This window comes from Veillonella sp. AF36-20BH, assembly GCF_003602765.1.
GTDB lineage: Bacteria > Bacillota > Negativicutes > Veillonellales > Veillonellaceae > Veillonella > Veillonella hominis.
Genome location: NZ_QTLR01000003.1, coordinates 76,556 through 96,407 on the forward strand (window position 1 = coordinate 76,556; position 19,852 = coordinate 96,407).

15 protein-coding genes and 1 pseudogene are annotated in these 19,852 nt (G+C 30.7%); 3 read left to right on the forward strand and 13 right to left on the reverse strand.

Going from position 1 to position 19,852, the window contains the following annotated elements; translation table 11 throughout:
- Window positions 1-1,815, reverse strand: a complete 1,815-nt coding sequence (locus DW000_RS04655) for an AAA family ATPase (RefSeq protein WP_120055355.1) — start codon at window positions 1,813-1,815, stop codon at window positions 1-3.
- Window positions 1,816-2,452: 637 nt separating this feature from the next.
- On the opposite strand from DW000_RS04655, the gene DW000_RS09970 reads away from it, so the two are divergent.
- Together DW000_RS09970 and DW000_RS04660 are read left to right on the forward strand one after the other, a co-directional pair.
- On the forward strand, window positions 2,453-2,557 hold the full coding sequence (locus DW000_RS09970) for a hypothetical protein (RefSeq protein ID WP_347736253.1): 105 nt from the start codon (window positions 2,453-2,455) through the stop codon (window positions 2,555-2,557).
- A 75-nt stretch (window positions 2,558-2,632) separates the two neighbouring features.
- A pseudogene (locus tag DW000_RS04660) lies at window positions 2,633-3,451 on the forward strand (IS30 family transposase); the annotation flags it as partial.
- Between the two features lie 24 nt (window positions 3,452-3,475).
- Here the strand turns inward: DW000_RS04660 and DW000_RS04665 are convergent.
- The 8 genes from DW000_RS04665 to DW000_RS04700 form a co-directional block, all read right to left on the reverse strand.
- On the reverse strand, window positions 3,476-5,005 hold the full coding sequence (locus DW000_RS04665; RefSeq protein WP_120055357.1) for a protein kinase: 1,530 nt from the start codon (window positions 5,003-5,005) through the stop codon (window positions 3,476-3,478).
- A gap of 153 nt (window positions 5,006-5,158) precedes the next feature.
- Window positions 5,159-8,518 (reverse strand): DEAD/DEAH box helicase family protein, encoded by a 3,360-nt coding sequence (locus tag DW000_RS04670; RefSeq protein ID WP_120055359.1) that lies wholly within the window; start codon window positions 8,516-8,518, stop codon window positions 5,159-5,161.
- A gap of 64 nt (window positions 8,519-8,582) precedes the next feature.
- Complete coding sequence (locus DW000_RS04675; RefSeq protein ID WP_120055361.1) at window positions 8,583-9,635, reverse strand: restriction endonuclease subunit S; 1,053 nt, start codon at window positions 9,633-9,635, stop codon at window positions 8,583-8,585.
- Between the two features lie 25 nt (window positions 9,636-9,660).
- Window positions 9,661-10,632 (reverse strand): site-specific tyrosine recombinase/integron integrase, encoded by a 972-nt coding sequence (gene xerA / locus DW000_RS04680; protein WP_120055363.1) that lies wholly within the window; start codon window positions 10,630-10,632, stop codon window positions 9,661-9,663.
- 43 nt (window positions 10,633-10,675) lie between these two features.
- Complete coding sequence (locus DW000_RS04685; protein ID WP_120055365.1) at window positions 10,676-11,773, reverse strand: restriction endonuclease subunit S; 1,098 nt, start codon at window positions 11,771-11,773, stop codon at window positions 10,676-10,678.
- A gap of 20 nt (window positions 11,774-11,793) precedes the next feature.
- Window positions 11,794-13,332, reverse strand: coding sequence for a class I SAM-dependent DNA methyltransferase (locus DW000_RS04690; RefSeq protein WP_120055367.1), 1,539 nt, complete (start codon window positions 13,330-13,332; stop codon window positions 11,794-11,796).
- Window positions 13,313-15,712 carry a P-loop NTPase fold protein gene (locus DW000_RS04695; RefSeq protein WP_133300041.1) on the reverse strand — a complete coding sequence of 800 codons (2,400 nt, stop codon included), beginning with the start codon at window positions 15,710-15,712 and terminating at the stop codon, window positions 13,313-13,315. The genes DW000_RS04690 and DW000_RS04695 overlap by 20 nt, the downstream gene beginning before the upstream one ends.
- Window positions 15,713-15,912: 200 nt before the next feature.
- A complete protein-coding gene (locus DW000_RS04700; RefSeq protein ID WP_120055371.1) occupies window positions 15,913-17,130 on the reverse strand; it encodes a hypothetical protein in 1,218 nt (405 codons plus the stop codon).
- 116 nt (window positions 17,131-17,246) lie between these two features.
- On the opposite strand from DW000_RS04700, the gene DW000_RS04705 reads away from it, so the two are divergent.
- On the forward strand, window positions 17,247-17,516 hold the full coding sequence (locus DW000_RS04705) for a hypothetical protein (RefSeq protein ID WP_120055373.1): 270 nt from the start codon (window positions 17,247-17,249) through the stop codon (window positions 17,514-17,516).
- A 125-nt stretch (window positions 17,517-17,641) separates the two neighbouring features.
- Here the strand turns inward: DW000_RS04705 and DW000_RS04710 are convergent, their stop codons facing one another.
- The 4 genes from DW000_RS04710 to rpmI all read right to left on the reverse strand — a co-directional run bounded on the left by DW000_RS04710 (window position 17,642) and on the right by rpmI (window position 19,844).
- Entirely contained in the window at window positions 17,642-18,283 is a 642-nt protein-coding gene (locus DW000_RS04710) for a DUF4163 domain-containing protein (RefSeq protein ID WP_120055375.1), read from the reverse strand.
- A gap of 259 nt (window positions 18,284-18,542) precedes the next feature.
- Window positions 18,543-19,106: a hypothetical protein gene (locus tag DW000_RS04715; protein ID WP_120055377.1), complete on the reverse strand. Its 564-nt coding sequence runs from the start codon at window positions 19,104-19,106 to the stop codon at window positions 18,543-18,545.
- A 143-nt stretch (window positions 19,107-19,249) separates the two neighbouring features.
- Window positions 19,250-19,600, reverse strand: a complete 351-nt coding sequence (rplT, locus tag DW000_RS04720) for a 50S ribosomal protein L20 (protein ID WP_004696335.1) — start codon at window positions 19,598-19,600, stop codon at window positions 19,250-19,252.
- A 46-nt stretch (window positions 19,601-19,646) separates the two neighbouring features.
- Complete coding sequence (gene rpmI / locus DW000_RS04725) at window positions 19,647-19,844, reverse strand: 50S ribosomal protein L35 (RefSeq protein WP_004696338.1); 198 nt, start codon at window positions 19,842-19,844, stop codon at window positions 19,647-19,649.
- Between the last annotated feature and the right edge of the window lie 8 nt (window positions 19,845-19,852).

Sequence of the window (19,852 nt, forward strand, 5' to 3'; positions counted from 1 at the left end):
TCATAACTTCCCATATTGCTCGATTACAGATTTACTTAAAATATTTTCTCGCTTCTCAAATGCATAATATAATTGACTAAAAGATGTTATACCGTCAGCAAAAAGGCTTCCACTAGTATACGAAACACGCTCTACATCCTGCCATAAGTAATGTAATAATTTATTAGCAACTTGATCTCTATTTAAGTCATCATTACCTTTATCCTTTAAGAAGAAAGGCCCTAGCTGTTTGTCTTCTGCTAATCCTAAATCATTTATTATAACATGATTGATTGCTTGATATAGTTTTACCCACTCATACTGATTGTCACTTGTAAAATTAATACTAAAATTATTGACGTAGCCATTATTATTTGACTTAATAGGTTCAACTCCGACATATTTAAAATCGAATCTTCGTTTAAACGCAGTATCAATAACATTAACATTTTGATCACTTGTATTAACGGTACCTATGATATGTAAATTCTTTGGAATAACAATCTTATATCCTGGCTTTATAGCTCCATTTAAAATAAGGTATTCATAAATGGATTTATTGTTAATACCATACATGCTTTTACCTGTATCATCTCTATCCAATAGCTGGAATATGTCACCAAAAATACTAGCAATATCACCACGAGACATTTCCTCTAAAATAAGATATACATCTATACCACTATCTTGATTTCTTAACGCAGCAAATAGAGCAGTTGTAAAAATTCCTGGTACAAATTCATAAGAAATTTTCCCATCTTTTGTTACAGGCATAATATTACCTACAAAATCAAAGTAAGAGTAATCACGATAAATAGTGGTACGGAAAACATAAGGGTTATCATCACATTCATTGAAGCTTGGATAACTTTGTCTTATTAAAAAGCTTATACTATAACTTTTGCCAGTACCAGGTGCACCATACAACATTATCTGTAGTGGATGTTCTCTTTGATCTATTGGTAAAAATATTTTACTACTTTTTATAAAGGGTGATAATTTAGGTATAATACTTTCAAATTTATTAATAATAATATCTGCTTGAGTATCTGAAATTGAGGCAAGCCCACCTTGAAGATTTAATGAACTTCCATCATTAAACCAACTATTAATCTCATAAAGACTTATTGGGTTATCAAATTTATGTACACAACGTAATACGGCTTTGTTAGTTTGTAAATCAGGTAAAATTAAATAATCAACAATTTGAAAAACACAAACTATGGAACCCGCAGGTTGATTAGAGCCCGCTCCAGAATCTTTATTATACCCTAAGCCAAATCTTCCGATTTCTATGTTCTTTTCAGTTGCATAGTTGTACGTAACAACATCACCAACTTCAAGTTGATACCAAGAGAAACCAGATTCTTTAAAGTTTGCAGTTGCCCTCCATAGCAACCTATTTTCATTTTTTGCTACATTATCTGTCTTTGATTTTTTTCCAGTTACCTTTTTTCTTCTTTCCTTCCAATGATTTTGCGCTTTAACCCTAATTTCTTTCTCGACATTTAATGCTGATATATCTACATCTTGACCTTCTTGTGTTAGTAAAATACGGCTCTTTTTACCTTTCCCCTCACGACTTAAAAGCTTTAAAACCTCTAGCTCTTTAATTGCAAGACTAAATCTTTTAGTAAAATCCTTATACGGTTTTCCTGTTTTTCCTGAAGTATATAGAGCTTCAGCGTATTCAGCAATATATGGATCTAGCTTAATCATTTGAGAGCATATCTCTGCGGTCGTTAATGGCCTACTTGATTGACTAAGTACCTTTAAAATAGGTTTTATTAAATAAGAAACTCTTTCCTCTGTGTTTAAAGTATCAATATAGCCCATATTATCCCCCACATCGTTCCAATAAAGAAGTATACTAAAGCTCAAAATCTAACTATATTACTAATATTTTATCATAAACAGTTTAAATTATGAATATTTGGTGAAGTCGTATGGATATAGATTTTAGTATTGGAAATAAAAAAGCTCCTAACAGACAACTTAATGACTATTAGGAACTTCTAATCTATTTACTTCTACTATCATCAACATTGCTTAATATTTCTCACTTACTTTATACAAAGATTATGAAAATAAGCTATTAAGGCATACGAGAATATTTATCTATTCGTTTGGATAAATAATTCATTCTTTCATATTAAGAATATCGTATATGAATACTATATTTAAATAATATCAGTAAATTAAGATACTTTAATTCATCTATAACAATACAGCATTGAAGGAAACAATAGTATAATATCCAATGTTAACAATTATAACTCTATTCAATAAATAATCTTATTGCTTAATTGTAGAATGAAATTGAACAACCAAAAATCCATAGTGAACCTTGTGTTATGATTTAAGTGACCAAACATAATCTAACTGAGGTAATCACTATGGACTATATTAATCATAACACAACATTACGTACAAACACTTAAACCTAGAAGAACGCTTTTATGTAGAAAAGAGAATCGCCGCCAGCGATTCTGTTACAGCTATTGCAACCGTATTAGGACACTCTAGAACCACTATTTATACAGAACTAAAACGGGGTTCGGTTGTCCAAATCCGGTAAGGTAGAGCTCGTCTTGTCTATTTAGCAGATTCAGAGCAATTAACATATGAACAACAACGTCTTGGCTCATTTAATACAATAAAATTAGGCTTCATAGAGTCTTTCATACTCTGGATTGAAGAAAAAGTATGTAAAGAACATTGGTCCTTTGATGCTGCTGTCGGATATGCTAAACGTCATTGTATATTTGCACGTAATGAAATGGTTTGTACTAAAACTTTATATAACTATCTTCATCAAGGACTACTTGGGGGAAAAGCTATTGATCTATCTCTAGTAACACGTCGCTCACTAAGAAAGTCCGTTTTGAGTAAGTATAAACGTGAACTGGGAAAATCAATAGAACTTCGTGATGCTACGATTGAAACTCGAGAAGAGTTTGGTCATTGGGAAATAGACACTGTTCGTGGAGCAAAAGATAAAACAGATGATGTGTTGATTTCTTTAATAGAACGAAAAAGTAGATTATATATAGCTTTACGCTGTCCTTCTGCACGTGCTCATGATGTAAAAGAAACATTAGAAACGTGGTTAAGTACATTTAGAAGCAATGTGGAGTTAGGATTGTTATGTAAGACGATAACCGCTGATAATGGTTTAGAATTAGCGGATATATCTGACCTTGAAGATGAGATACTATCTATCTATTTTGCAAGGCCCTATTCAGCTTGGGAACGAGGCTCTAACGAAAGACATAACGGTTTACTTCGTCGTTTTATTCCAAAAGGAAAACGAATAGAAAATATCTCAGAACATACACTACGCCGAACTCTTCACTGGTGTAATAACTTACCACGTAAGATATTACATTACAAAACACCACAAGAAGTCTTTTTAGAAGAAGTTAATAAAATAGTGGATTTAAATACTGTTCAATTTCATATTGCAATTTAAGATAAAATTTTAAAATATAATATATCAAACTATCTCTAATTTATGAGATCTAATATTTTTAATGAACCCTTTAACTACTTCTTCTGTTAGATCAACATCTTGTAAATCATGTAAAAAATCTTCATTTCTATGATATACCGCTCCTAAAAAAAGTGGCCCGATTGCAATATATTGATCTTCACCATTATATCTCTCAAAGTCAATGTGAGTATCTACTCTAATCACTCCATTCGTCTCCCCTAGTTCTAGATACCCACTTCTAATATCATTTGTATCTACTTCTATCTCACCATTAACAATAGATTTATAATAAGTTTTCTTATCATTAATTTCATAAGGTTCCAGATTTTTAATTTTTAATATATATAGTGAAGTATAATCAGATACATCAGCATACAACCAAATTTGTTCCAAAGAAAATTCCAAAACTAAATTTAAATCTTTTAACATAAGCTGAACTATATTACTTTCAACATCATAGTTTATATTTTTTAAAATTTGATTACTCCAACCTGTAGAATACCATATGTCTATTCTCCCTATATATTTATTAATAAAAGCATTTAAATCAGTTAAAACTCGATTAAAATATGCTTCACTCTCAATAACGCTTATATGACTATGCGAATTAGGATAACTATGTCTAATCAAATCAGTAAAAAGCCTATTCGCCTCCAGCCTTTTTTCATAAATAAGTTCTGACTGATGCATAGACTCTATTCTAGCTAACCTTCGCTTCTCAGCTTCTATAAATTCTTCAATTTCTTCTATTGATTGGAATCTTTCTTCCACATTATACTTTAAGCACTTTATAAGCAATGGTTTTATAAGATTATTTTCATATTCATCAATATCAAGAGTGCCTGCATAGGTATGACCTTCAAGTAGCCAAAAAATTAATTGACCAAGCGCAAATATATCAGCAGATTTAGTAATTGGAGTACCTTTTTCACTTTGTTCTGGTGCAGAGAACTTATAATTAGCTAGCCTATCTCCAACTTTAGTCATACTGTTATCACAATATTTAGCTATTCCAAAATCAGATAAATAAAACTTGTCATTACAGTCCACTAAAATATTTTCAGGTTTTAAATCACGATGAATTATATCTTTGCTATGGATTTGTTTTAAACTTTTAAGCAAAAAATATAAGACTTTCTCACACAATTCAGATTTATCCCCTGTATACACCAAAACATAATCTTTTAATGTGGACTTATACCTTTTCATTATATATAAAAAAAATAAATCGTCTTCAATCTCAATACTATCAAAGTTTATATATGAAGCTAAATGTGTTTTTTCTGCATTCTCTAGTAACTGAATATTAAAATATTCATTTTTAAACCGTTCAAAATCGTTACTAGAAGAGTTTTTATAAAAAAACTTTAAAATCACGTCGTTATCATTATATTTTCCAGAATAAACAAGACCACTTCCACCTTGTCCAATTTGTCTTAGATCTGTAATAGCCCCCCAAGGAAAAGTTATCTCATTGTCTTTGTATTTTATAAATGAGCTTATTTTTTTTGCATAATTATTAATTAGTACCATCTAATTCACCTTACCATCCCAAACCTAAACTAAAATAAACTCACAACCTAAAAAATTTACTTAAAGTACTTATTAAAATTCATTTCATTTATGCCTAACTAACGTATAAAACAATACATTCAATTCAATAATAATCTATAATTAATCTATAAGCTAAATACAAGCATTATTTTTTATCTGCTTAACTATATTTGCAATTTCAACAGCTTCAGCTTGATCAAAAAGTTTCCACATATCAAAAGGTCTATCAAATGGAGGGTCCATTAACATATTGGGAGATTCCATATATCCATTAACCGCAATATAGTTAATAACTTGTTTAATAAAGTTAATTTGATCACTATTCATAGACTTGGTATTAATCAAATCTGAAAAGGCATTCTCAGCAGCTTGTGGGCTCATCTTTACGATATCTCGAACAACCAATCCAAACTCTTTACCTTTAAAACGTTTTTCATAGTCATCTTTACTTCCTAATTCATGAGTAAAAATGTATTCCAACGCTTTGTAATCTGATTCGTCAATTGGATAATTATTGATAAGTTTTTGAATTGTTGGATGATTTTGATGTGATAAGAAATAAGACTCAACTTTTTCTTGATAACTCTCAAAAACTTCAGGCATAAGAGTATCGCCTTCTCTAGTTAATAATACTGAATCCGTAATTGTTGTTATAATAACCCTACGTTCTGCAACATCAAGAAACTGGACTAAATCTCTGAGCTCTTTTCTCATATGATTTAACCGCAAAGCATCGATTATTTGCCAATACGCATCTTCTTTTATTAACTTTAAGAAATCTTGCTTCTTTCTAATTTGTTCAATGCTAATTTTTTCTAGTAAAGCATTGGAAAGGCTAATTACACGTTTCTTAAAATAGTCAATAGATTGCCCATTAAAAAGATTCAAAATCCCTTCATATACAAAGTTATCAAATCCTCGTGCCAAATTTTCTTTAACATCAGCACAAATCAAAGGTGCAACATAGGTAATTAAGTCATGTTCATCAATATTTGACAAATAATCAAATGAAGTTTTAACGCTATATTTGTCTACATATTTTAACTGTAAACGAACAACCGGTTTTGTTACGTCTAAATCAGTAATTTCCTTATAGCACTCATCTACAAGTTCTGAACGCCAACTTTGATAGTCTTCACTACCATATCTTTCTATTTGTAGTCGTGCAATAATTTGAATCCGCTTAGCAAAGATTCTTTCACCTAATGTAGCACTATTACCTTTTAGTTCTACCGTATTTTTTTGATTTCTAAAATACTCAAAATTTTTACAGTAATCAAAGATATAGAAGTACTTCTTACCTACATAATCACCATTGTTTTTATCAAAAAACTCCTTCTCTGGACAAAGTCGAGTCCCACGCCCTATCATTTGCCAAAATTTAGTCTTTGATTTTATACGTTTAAAAAATACCAAATTAACACATGCTGGCACATCAATTCCAGTATCTAACATATCTACCGAAATTGCTATATCCGGTTCACCATCTGAAAATTTAAATTGATCAATTAAATGTAATGCATGTTGATCAGAGCTAACAATAACACGTGCCTTCTTACCTTTTGAAGAACGATATAACCAATTAAACCTTTCTTCAATTAGACGAGCATGCTTTTTATTTTGAGCAAAGATAATTGTTTTGCCTAAAGAGTCTCCATTATGAATTTTAATACCATTCTGGTCTAATTCTCTTAGAACATAGTCTATTGTATCTGTACTATAAATAATAGAGTTTACTTCCGTAGCAGAATAATTACCTTGGAACTCCCCGGCCTGATCCATAGCTTCATCTTCCAGTCGTTCCTGATCTTCTTTTGAAAGTTCATCATAAACAATACCATCAGATAAAAACTTTGATTCCATCTCAAAGTTATAATATGGAACTAAATAATTATCTCTTATAGCCTCGTCATAGCTATATGCATATGTAGGAACTCCGTTTTCAACCTCAAAGAAGTCAAATGTATTTCTATCCACCTCAGATTTAGGCGTAGCAGTTAAACCAACAAGAATAGCATCAAAGTATTCAAATATGGCTCTATATTTTTTAAAAATACTACGATGGCTTTCATCTACAATTATTAAATCGAAATGACCCGGTGTAAAAAGGCGTTTTCCATCACCATCAAGAGATTTTTCGATAGCATTTAATATTGTAGGGTATGTAGAAAAAACTATTCGAGCATTTTTGTCATCTTTACTTTCACAAAGATTACATAACGATGCAGATGGTAAATGTTCTCTAAATGCATCCTTGGCTTGACTTACCAAAGCAATTCTATCTGCTAAAAACAATACATTCATCACTTGGTTACTACGGAAAAGCACATCAACTAAGCTTACCGAGGTTCTAGTTTTACCTGTACCAGTTGCCATAACAAGTAAGCTTCTTCTAACCTTGTTTTCAAGATTTTGACAAACGGCTCTAATCGCTTCCTTTTGATAATAGCGAGCTGAAATATCATCATTAATTGGAATTGTACTCAAGATAGGCTTAGTTAAATTTCTACGAGTAATCAGTCGTTCTAAATCACTTTCACCATATACACTACTTACACGACGCATATTCCATTCAAGATCATCCCACATATGAGTCTCATACCCATTAGAAAGGAAAATAATTGGACGCTGCCCATATTCACTCTCCAATGCATTTGCATAAGCTAAAGCTTGCGTCTTACCATCATTTATATCGCGACTTGTTTTCTTAGCCTCAATTAATGCAAGAGGCTTACCATCACGTCCCATTAATACATAATCTACACTAAGATTTGATCCCCCTGAAACATATGGGTTTGAAACTTTTAACTCTTCAAACACATTTTTATTGGGACCATCAAATTCCCATCCCATCAATTTAAGATCAACATCTATTATATACCTACGCGTTTCAGCCTCTGTTTCAGGAACTTTAGGTAAACTACGAGTTATAATATGCTCTGATTTTGCAGAAGATAGTAGCTTTGAAAGCTTTTCAATTTCTAAATATAGATTTTCAATTTGTTGGGCATTTTGAGCAATCAAACTTTCTTGCTCTTTGATTGTCTTAATATCTACTGGAATTATAGTTTTAGGAATTGCATTTTCATCAAATGTACGTTCCACATAGTCATAACCATAACAATAATCAATCCATTCAATAAAATTGAATAATGCCTGTAATGAAATAATAGCCGTTCTTGGCAAAATTTTTGTATCGGAATGGACAGCTAAATTCCCCATTTTTACGATTGGTTGTAATTCGCGCCACAAAGATTCTGGCAACTCATCTTTAAAGGATTTTGCATGTAAAAGTGATTGAAGATTATCTTTATAAGGCATAATCATGCTAGTATCTGCAGTATATACCCACTTAACAGCTAACTCTAACGCCTTACGACAACCAATTGCACACATAGATGGTGATGAGTGAAATACACGCTCCGCCTCAATAGCTGCATCTGCAAAAACCTTATACTCAACTATATCCTTAAGAAAATCAAAATTAGACATATATAATCCCCTATACATGTAACTTCATCTTTTTTATATAATACTTAGTTTAATTATACACTATTTAGGCAAATTTCAATTTGTTGATTTGATTTACAACTTTAATAAACTCGTATTGAAGATTCATATCAGGCACAAATCCTTTTAGCTTTTTAATTCTACCTTGAAATAGATTCGCTTGAGATGAGGTAGTTTTTAAACTGTTAATTTGTCTTTGAAACCAATCACTGGTTATCATATGCTCAGCAAAAATAGGGGTAATTTCACTTTTGAATCTTATTAATGCAACACTTCTTACTAATTGAAATTTTATTTCCATTGGTGCCATACAACAACGGCCTACAGAACCAGAGCAAGACAGTAATATATCTCCAGCTTTTGGGATAACTCTTTTAGAAATCCTATCATATTCGGCTTCATCAATATAGTCAACATCATCTAATTTAAGAGAATGGTTCAAAATATTTCTTGCAGAAAGTAAATAAATTCCCTTATCACATCTCTTTGGCGTTGAATGTTCACCGTCTGTCATTAACTCAGCTAACTCTTCAAGTGCTATAATAGGCCAATTCTTAGTATTACAGTCTATATCACCAAACATTTCAACAAATCGGGATTTAATAAGTAAATCGTATAATCTTAATAACTTCTCTCTAACCTCTATTTGTCGTTGCACAACTTGTAAGATATTACTAATCTTAATTTGTTCCGAATAAGGTTTATAGTCAATGATTAAATTTTCTAATTGACTTCGATTAATAGACTCAAATGTACTCCCTGTTGATATATGTCTTAATTGAGGTTTCAAATATTTTAAATGATAATATAGGTACATCATATCAACATCAGGTTTACATGTTATTGCCGCTAAGCCTCTACCAATACAGCTTTGCTCATTATTTATATTTAAATCCCCGACAGGTGCCCTAACAGAGATTAAGATATCGTTTGGTTTTGCCTCTTTTTTAGATTTACTACACCATATTTTAGGTGTAGGATTTATTCTACCAAAATCAGCTTTCCCCTGATAAAAAGGAAGCCCTATTTTATCATAATTATAGAACTTAGAGTCAGGAGATTGCCCCATTTGAATATCAACAAGATCTTTTAAATACATATTATCTCACCAAATATGAATTTGATTATCCGATAAATTTTCTATGAGATATTTTTACATTGGATTGATTAACCATTGCATAATGCATTGTAGTATCAATTTGTTGATGTCCTAATAACTTCTGTACTTGTTCAATAGGCATGCCTTTATCAATAGCCCTTGTTGCCATAGACCGTCTAAACTTATGAGGATGTACCCTCTGATCTAATAAAGCTAATCGACCTAATTTTCTAAGTCTAATTTCTACACCACTAATTTTTAATCTTTCAAAAGGACTATCTAATGTAACAAATAATGCATCATTATAATCATTTCTTTGTTCCAAGTATCGTTTAAGGTGAACTTTAGCTTTAGCATCAAAATAAACCTTACGTTGTTTATTTCCTTTACCATAAACAATACATTCTCTTTCTTCAAAATTTATATCACCTATATTAAGGTTTACTAATTCACCAACTCGAATACCTGTTGAGTACAAAAGATCTATCATTGCTAAATCACGAATATGTAAACATGAATCTCGAAGTCTTTCAATACACTCTTCAGATAATGTTTCTTTAACTTTACTACCCGTTCTTATCTTATGAATCCGTCTAATAGGACTTTTAATTATATAATCCTCCGCCTCAAGCCATGAAAAAAAACTAGAAAGATTTCTTCTAATATTATCTACAGTGGTTTTACTACAATTATTTCTTAACTGATATTCTACTAAATAAGCTCTCAAATCATCAGTATTAACTTGGCGTAATGGCGTAACTATTATACTAAGCATATGTTCAATCGTAGCTTTATAATAAGATAAAGTTCGCTCTGAGCAACCTTCAATTCTTTTAGCAGAAATAAACATATCCATATACTCAATATTAGTATATGGATATGTTTGATTATTCTGTGTATTTAGTTTCTTTTGTAAAACAATCTGTAAAGCATACAAATCTTTAGCAGATAAAACCTCACTCATATCATGTAAAATATCATTGATCAACTGTTGCATAGGTATACCTCTTTCCTTTTTATATCAGTATACCAAAAGAATCTTAACCAAAATATTCTTGCATTAATGAGTCCATTAATAACTGAGTCTCATCAATAGACTTTTGAACGTCAGATTTCAATTTGTTGATTTGAGAATGATATAAAGCAAATCTATTTATAGTATCCATATCAGGTAAGGGAATTACAATAGAATTAAGCATTCTAGTTGTTACCTGATTAATAGTAGTTGTAGCTCCAACTGAAATAAGTCGTCTAAAAGCCTGACTCCTAAAGTATTCAAGCAAATATACATAGTACTTACTAGATATTGCCATCATAAAAGCCCCATATGTTGTATTCGATATATCATTTTCAATAAGTGCAACTTTACCAACTAATGATTGGCTCCCATTTCTGGCACACATTAAAATATCATGCTTTTTTAACAGCAACTTAGACTCCACCTTACTATTAACATATATAGTATCTTCATAACATAATTGACTATTTTTTATGTTTCCTGATCTTAAAACAGCTATTCCACTACTTGATACCGCTTCTGGTTTATAGGTTAAGCCAATTCTATATTCTGCTATATCACTTAATTTAACTAATGGCCAATTCAAAGTATTAAGAACAACATCACCAAATAACTCAACAAATCGGGATTTAATTAATAAATCCAGTTCATTTATTATATTTTGTTTCTTCTCTATGATATATCTTACTAAATCTAATCTATCTACTATAGCTTTTTGATATTCTACTGATCTTTTAGGAATAATTAGTTTTCTTAATGCCGCTTGAGTTAGCTTTTGCCTTGTCGCGCCATTAATATAACCTTCAATTTTATAAAACATTAAACTATAGCAAATATATTCAGCTAAAAAGCCTTTTTTAGCACGTAATACGTGAGCATGATTATTAACCCAACACTTACCATTTACTAAATAAGCAATTGATTTTGTCTTCGAGCCAAAATGACCGCCATCCTCTGCAACAAGAACTAACTTACCATCAAAAATATATTGATTAATTGTGCCTTGTATCCCATTAGCACCATAGTATGGATACCTTCCGGGAACCCTTTCAGATTCTGTAATTGGTTTACGTTGTGAATCTAAAATCTCACAACAATCTTCCACTCTTATAAATTCCATTCATCTCACCAAATATGAATTTATTCATTTAATAATCGTTCTAGCTCAGCCATATCAGCCATAATTTGTTCATTTAAAGCCTTAATATTAGCTAATATTTCGCTAGTTGGAGGATATACGACCGGGATATATTCAATCTCTTTATATTTATTAATAGATAAATCATATCCATTATCCACGATTTCTTGTTTAGGTACTAAGAAACTTTGTTCAGTACGCTTGCGTTCACTTTCACTATCGATATGTTCAAAACGATCAATAATATCTGTAATATCATTGTCTTCAATAGGTTGTCGTTTATCATCTAAACTAAAACCATCTGCTTTCATATCATAAAACCAAACATTATCGGTTCCACCAGCTTGAGTTTTCGTAAAAATCATAATCGCTGTAGACACACCTGCATAAGGTTTAAAAACCCCTGAGGGCATAGATATAATTGCACGCAAATGATGATTCTCAATAATTTCTTTTCGTAAAGCTACATGTGCTTTAGATGAACCAAATAGTACCCCATCTGGTACAATACAAGCACAAGTACCACCTTTTTTCAAAATTCTTAAAAATAGTGCCAAAAATAAGAGTTCTGTTTTTTTTGTATTATTAGTAATACTTCGTAAATCACCATGAACTGTTGCTGCATCCAAACTTCCCTTAAAAGGTGGATTAGCTAAACAAATAGTATATGAATCATGTACATCATTTTGTTTTGATAGACTATCTTTGTAATCAACCTGAGGGTATTTAATGGAATGCAACATTAAATTCATTGCAGATATACGAAGCATTGTCGTATCTGTGTCAAATCCACTAAACATATTACTTTCATAGTGTTTCCAATCATTTTTATCCATTTTTTCACTATGATTAGCTCGAACATATTCTGCAGCAGATACTAAAAAACCAGCTGTTCCACATGCAGGATCACAAATTATATCCTGGGGTGAAGGCTTTAATAACTTAACCATCATTTCCCGAATATGCTTTGGTGTTCTGAATTGACCATTCGTTCCAGCTGTAGATAATTTTGAGAGCATATATTCATACAGATCACCTTGCATATCTAAATTTGCAATGTCATGAGTGTATAAATCATCTAAGCCTGTAATAATTTTTTCAAGTACTTGTGCGGTCGGAACTATAAAAGTAGCTGTTGACATATGCTTAGCAAAAAAATCAAAACCATCCTTTGTTTCATCCGTATCAGGAATGGGGATTAACTTTCCATGTTCATCAAAATCTGGCAATTTTCCATGCTTCATAGCCTTAATAGCTGGGAATACAAAATTAGAAACAATATTATAGATTTCATCAGCGTTTCTAAATTTAAAATTACCCCAACGCATAGCTTGACCAATATCTGACTCTGGGAAAATTAATTCCACATCCGCACCTAGTAAGGTCTTACTGCGAATATTATTAATTTCTTGATCATCCAATGCACGTATAAACATCAAATATGTAATTTGCTCAATTACAGATAAAGGATTTGTTAAGCCTGCAGCCCAGACATTCTCCCATATCTTATCTACTTTATTTTTAATTTCTCCTGTTATCATATATATTCCTTTCTTTTTGTTTATTATAGGCAATACGATGATCTAGTTCACGTCTTAAATCAGTAGGAGTATATAAATTTCTACGAATATCTGAATTAAATTGCTTATCTGTATAGTTTGGTAAACCAACAACATCGTTTATTTTTTTATGTTGTTGTAATGCATCATTAAACTTTAAACGCATTAATAACTTTAGAGTTACTCTAATTAATTTATACTGATAAGTATAATACTTTAAATTAGAGAAAGTATCTATATTATCATGAATAAATTGAATTTCCATCTTTATAACTTCTATGGCATCAGTAATACATAGATCTAATCGCTGATTTTCATTCAATATATGTACATTTTTTTTATTATATGAATCTTTAGTGTAACCTAAATCAAAAATAACTTTTAAAAAGCTACGTTTAATCTTTAGTAAATCATGTTCATTTAAAGATGACTTTTGTTTATAAAAGTATTTAAATGCCAATATTAAATAACAGTTTAATACTGCACTAAATTTATGTAAACCTATAGAATCAAGCAAACTAACAAAAAACTCAACTGCATCACCATTCAATGAAATCCCCGGATATTTTGAAGTGAAATATTCTCTTATCAGCTTAATATAATGTAAATTTGCTTCCTCTTTAGTCCAAGTATATATCAAAATTTTATATGTATCTAAATATACCATCCAAGGTTCTATATTATAAAAATAAGATACTTGCAATGTATCTTTACCCCAAAAATGTAATTTGAATATATTATAGGCATCAATTTTCCAAGTAGGTGACTTGAGAATATCTCTTAATCCAGAAGCAATTTGTTCATAATTTATTTGATAATCTAATCCAAACATAATATAGTGATACAATGCAGTTTCTAATCTTTTATATTTATACCAGGATTGAATATTAGAATCTAGGTCTTCAGGAATATTTAAAAGGAAATAAACTAGCATTTTCATAAAGTTTAGTCTATTAAATTTCAGAGAAATGTCTGAATATTTGGCTAACCCACAATGAAATTTGTGCTTAAATCCTTGTGGTAACACAATATTATTATCAACTTCTATCTTTAAATTATCTAAAAGTGATAAATTTGTATTTAGACTATTATATATCTCTGGAATAAAATGTTTAATATAACAAGCTATAATTAAAGTTTCTTTTAATATCACCTGGTTCTGCATACTATCAGGCATTGTTAAAGATACTGACTCTAACTCTTCTAGAAAAAACTTAATAGTCCTTATATTATGATAATCTCGAAAATATGCATTAATCTCTTCAGTATTTAATAAATTCAACCGATTATGGATTCTTGACAATATCTTCTCTATTAAAAATCTATTTTTATTTATAAATGAATTTGCTCCTATGTCTTGAACTATTAAAGTATTTAAAATAGAGTAAAAAGTTATATCAGTTAAACGGACTTTATTAGGAATATATTTTTGTAAATATATCTCACTAAAGCCTTGTTCTATTAACTTTTCAGAATTATAAAGCATTAGAAATTTTAAGTTACTATTACTAGAATTACTTAATTTCTCACTAATAAAAAATAGTTTTTTTAAATGATCAACTTGATTAATTCTATCCACATCATCCAAAATAACAATAATAGGTTTTCTTAGTCTACTAATCCCCACCTTAAATGACTCAAAAATATCATAATATGAATCATCATCGTCTAACAATACATTATATAAAGGTTTATATTTATTTTGTAGAATAGCCAATAACCGACTTGCACTAAAATTACGAATACCGTCCTTCAATAAAAAGAAGTTAATCTTTTTTATTAATAAATCAATTGTATTATCTAAATTTAAAGATAATACATCAATTACTATAAATCTATAGTTATTGTTTTCCTCTTTAATTAGATGATTTATTAAAGAGGTTTTTCCCATTCCCCATAAAGCATCAACACCGAGTAAATTAGATTTATTTTCCTTTATAAGCTTTCTAATATTATATAAATCAAGTTTCCGTTCTCTAAACAAATCATCCTTATCTATTTTGACTAATATTTCTTTAGGATATTCTAAAATTTCAAAAATTAAAACGCTCAAAAATGTGTACATATTTGCATAAACTAAACCTCCATACTTATCCATAAAAATAAATTCGGAAAATAGATTGCTACCAATACTTGGTAAAACAAAATTAGTTACAACATAAAATCCTATAGCACCTAGAATATATAAAATTAGATATCTAGGAACTTTAAAATAATACCCAGTAACCAAAATAAATATTCCTGAAAATAAAATACTTCCTATTATATTATCATTAATTAAAAGAAATACTAAAAACATAATTATTGTAGTACAAAGAATCAGTCGTTTTAATACGCCAAAACAGATAATTAGTTTATTCAAAATTAAGACTCCTCTTTTAAATAGAATTAATATATCCAACAAAGCACCTCATGTATTTTTCATTTTACTATAAAAAATACCACATATAAACACTTTACAATGATAATAGTGAATATATGTGGTAAAACTTGCATATATATTTTTATGAAATTAAACTTGAAATTAAGTCAAGATTATATGTGAGGTTGACTATTTTTCCCTTATTTTACAGATGAGTTTTCATATATACCTTTTGGCATAGCACCCATTCCAGCTTGGCTTTTAGCGTATTTGTCTTTGTCATTTGCATTGTCTACATATTGAACTATATCACGCAAGTCTTTTGCTGGTGTTTTATAATCTAAATCAGCCATTATAAAGTGAGTATATAAATATTTATCATCATATAGCGATTGAATGTACATTCTAGATTGAGATCGTTCTACTTCCATATACATAGCAGGAGTAGCATCATTCCAAACTGTTGCGTATTGAATTGGCTTAAAATCAGAATATGGCTTATACATAATGAAGAATCGTATCAATTTATAATTAATTTGATGACGATTAGCCAACTCTTCCGGTTTTAATTCTCTCACCATGATACCTTCACGATATTTTTTACCATCATAGATATAAATTGAATCATTATCAGGGCCATGATACACTAAATCACTTGATTTTAAAGTTTGGAAAGTAAATCCATTAATAGTTATGGGTTTAGTTTTTGAAAGTATTTGTTTTGCAGGTTCAATAGAAGGTAGTACATAGTTAACTAAGGGTGACATCAATTCTTTATACACATATTCCTGATCATGTGTCTTTAATAGCTCTAATTCCTTTTTCTTAATTAAATCATAACTAATATGATAAGACAGCGAAGGATCGGACTTTACGCCAAAGTTAATAGCCCCTTCTAAAGCTCCACTTTTAGTCTGCCCAATCTCCCATGTAGCATTTCTAACAGTAGGATACGAGACCGAATTTTCTTTAACTTGACTTTCACCACTCTTACGAATGGTATAATGTATATTGCCTTCAATTAAGCGGAAATTTCCTTTTTGAACATCTGTAGTTAATGGGTCCCCTTTTATAGTTTTACCAAATTGACTACTCTCTGGTACAGTAAATTTAATATTTACCCCATTATCCTTAAGAATAAAAACAGAAGATGACTGTTTTGTAGAATGATACAATTCTTTTGTAAAGTATAGCAATTCATCTAGTGTCCATTTTTTAGACCCATTATTGTTATATTCATCTCGTATTTGATTAGCTATAATATTTTCAGTCTTTTGGACTTCATTATCAGTCTTACGATAGTTTTGATATGCCTCCTTTGATATGGTAGGATCCGCACCTGGTATATTAATATCAATCGCATGACTTCCTAACGTAACACAGCTTAAGCATAGTGCAGCTATCAATACACGTTTCATAATAGACTCTCATCCTTTCACATAATGTCTCTCAAATAGTATATATGTATAGAATATCATATTTTATTTGACCTATAGTAGTACAATATAAGTATAGAATTAAGGAGATGATACATATGAGATTTACCAAACGTATGCTCGTCATGACCTTTTTAGCCGTGACTGCTGCAGTATCTACAGGATTTGCTTATGATTATGTATGCAATGGATCACAAGCAAATTGCAATACCAATGCTCAGTATAAATGTAATGCAGATACTCAATACAATTGTAATACAAACGCTCAATACAACTGTAATAATAACAATACAGTTTGTAACAATACTAGCCAAAGTTATTGCGGTCCAAACTCTAATACAAGAGGATGCGGCGGATATAGAAAATAATATACCAGATACGACAAAAGCCTATAGTACTGTATATGTACTATAGGCTTTTATAGAGTTTATAACAAGAATACTATTTAATGCATCAATGTACTGATAAGACACAATTTAAAGCTACACTTGTATTAGGAGTTCATGCGATTAAAGTATTCAATGGCTTTTGGTGTAAAACCAATATAGGTATTACCAGCTGCGTACGGTCCTAGTTCATATGGTTGGTAAACTAGATCAATGTTCCCCTTACCGCGTAAGCAATAGTTATCGGTTACATATTTTACACTCCATCCACTTGGAATATAGCTCTTTGTATGATTACCTGTATAATAACTTAATACATGGGATCGTAAGCCGTTATCCATTTGTGCTGCATTCGCAATTTTTATATAGTTATATAATGGAATGCGTTGACCTGTTACTTTATTATATACAAGACCTCTTGTATTATACATACCATGAGCAGCTCCGGCGTAGTAATAATAGGTAGTTAGTAGGATTGAAATAACTTGACTATCCTCATAGGTAACCTTATAGTTTTGAGAAACTTGATAAATATGTTGGTTGTAATACATATCCTTTGCTTCGAGTACATAATTTGCAATATCTGTATTAATAACTCTTTGAGCATAAGCATGATCTGTATAAACTAAAGGATACTTTAAATCTAAATTTACATCTGATTGACTGCCTGTAACAACAGTTGCATACGTTGGTACAGTTAACATAACACCTAACATAGAGGTCATACATAGCTTTTTAAAGATTCCCATAATAATGTCTCCTTTTACAAGCACCTTAAATAGGTTTATTACTATGTTAGTTCTACAAGCTATAATAAAACTCCTCTTTTATATTTTACTTTTTTGATAGTTTATTTCACTTTATAAAACAGCTAAAACGATTTAGTATTTTACACTAAAATATAAATGTAGCTATATCATACTTTCACCATACAAATAAGGACCCTCCAAAGAGAGTCCTTAATCTGTATTGCTATGCTATTAAGCATTTTTAGCTACTTCCATAAACTCATTTATTTAATTTCTTATGAAGAGTCATATTTTCAAAAGCTGTACCATAAGCTTCTTTAAAGATATAGTTACCTACAACATATTTAGGATCACGCAAAGCCACATCAACATATTGTTGTGGAATATTACCGAAATTCCCCAAAGCCACACCTTCATAATTAAAATCTTCCACACTATTTATTGTTAATTTCATACCAGAGTTAGCTTGTTTAGCATATATGAGACGTGAATAGTCTTGTGCATACTGTGGAGTACGTAATACGGTGGCTACAGAATGGTTTATATCATAACGATAAGTAACTAAAACCTTGTGAATATATGAGTTAGTTCTACTACTATTATTATTTTCAACCTCATATACAACTGCCTGTACTTTATAAATAAACTGGTTCTCTTCTACTCTTTTAATGGAACGCTTATCTACAAAATACGTAATAGTATTTTTTCCCCTAAGAATAGGAACATTATTCTTATCATTTTTAATAGCTTCCATTGATATAGCTTGGATCTGTAATGGTATTACCATACATACTAACAATAATATAGAAAATAACTTTTTCATTATTTTAATTCCCCTCTTTCAATATTTATCACACACATTCTATGTATAGAATATCATATTATATAAGTATTGATAATCTATTACTTTCACCACATAAAAAAAGGACCCTCTAAAGAGAGTCCTCAATGTATATTGTTATGCTATTAAGCGTTTTTAGCTACTTCTACAAGTTTAGCGAATGCTGCTGCATCGTTAACTGCCAAGTCAGCCAACATTTTACGGTTTACTTCAACGCCTGCTTTAGCTAAACCAGCGATGAAACGGCTGTAAGTTGTACCGTTGATGCGAGCCGCTGCGTTGATACGAGCGATCCATAATTGACGGAATTCGCGTTTTTTCGCACGACGGTCACGACGAGCGTAGTACAACGCTTTCATTACTGTTTCGTTAGCTTTTTTGAACAAACGGGAACGTGTACCGCGGTAACCTTTAGCTAATTTTAAAATCTTTTTATGACGTGCATGAGCTGTAACGCCCTTTTTCACTCTTGCCATTGTATATTCCTCCTAAATTACGATGTATCGATCTAATAGTTAACGATTAAGCGTATGGTAAGCATTTAGCTACGCGTTTGTGGTCAGCTTTTGCAACCAATGTAGCTTTACGTAAATTACGTTTACGAGCTGGAGATTTTTTCTCAAGAATGTGGCTTTTGAAAGCTTTCGCACGCTTGAATTCACCAGTACCAGTTACTGCGAAACGTTTAGCCGCTGCGCGACGAGTTTTAATTTTTGGCATAATATAAT

Coding starts and splice junctions, on each gene's coding strand:
- DW000_RS04655 (WP_120055355.1), bottom strand. CDS start 1,815: ATGGGCTATATTGATACTTTAAACACAGAGGAAAGAGTTTCTTATTTA.
- DW000_RS04665 (WP_120055357.1), bottom strand. CDS start 5,005: ATGGTACTAATTAATAATTATGCAAAAAAAATAAGCTCATTTATAAAA.
- DW000_RS04670 (WP_120055359.1), bottom strand. CDS start 8,518: ATGTCTAATTTTGATTTTCTTAAGGATATAGTTGAGTATAAGGTTTTT.
- DW000_RS04675 (WP_120055361.1), bottom strand. CDS start 9,635: ATGTATTTAAAAGATCTTGTTGATATTCAAATGGGGCAATCTCCTGAC.
- xerA (WP_120055363.1), bottom strand. CDS start 10,632: ATGCAACAGTTGATCAATGATATTTTACATGATATGAGTGAGGTTTTA.
- DW000_RS04685 (WP_120055365.1), bottom strand. CDS start 11,773: ATGGAATTTATAAGAGTGGAAGATTGTTGTGAGATTTTAGATTCACAA.
- DW000_RS04690 (WP_120055367.1), bottom strand. CDS start 13,332: ATGATAACAGGAGAAATTAAAAATAAAGTAGATAAGATATGGGAGAAT.
- DW000_RS04700 (WP_120055371.1), bottom strand. CDS start 17,130: ATGAAACGTGTATTGATAGCTGCACTATGCTTAAGCTGTGTTACGTTA.
- DW000_RS04705 (WP_120055373.1), top strand. CDS start 17,247: ATGAGATTTACCAAACGTATGCTCGTCATGACCTTTTTAGCCGTGACT.
- DW000_RS04710 (WP_120055375.1), bottom strand. CDS start 18,283: ATGGGAATCTTTAAAAAGCTATGTATGACCTCTATGTTAGGTGTTATG.
- DW000_RS04715 (WP_120055377.1), bottom strand. CDS start 19,106: ATGAAAAAGTTATTTTCTATATTATTGTTAGTATGTATGGTAATACCA.
- rplT (WP_004696335.1), bottom strand. CDS start 19,600: ATGGCAAGAGTGAAAAAGGGCGTTACAGCTCATGCACGTCATAAAAAG.
- rpmI (WP_004696338.1), bottom strand. CDS start 19,844: ATGCCAAAAATTAAAACTCGTCGCGCAGCGGCTAAACGTTTCGCAGTA.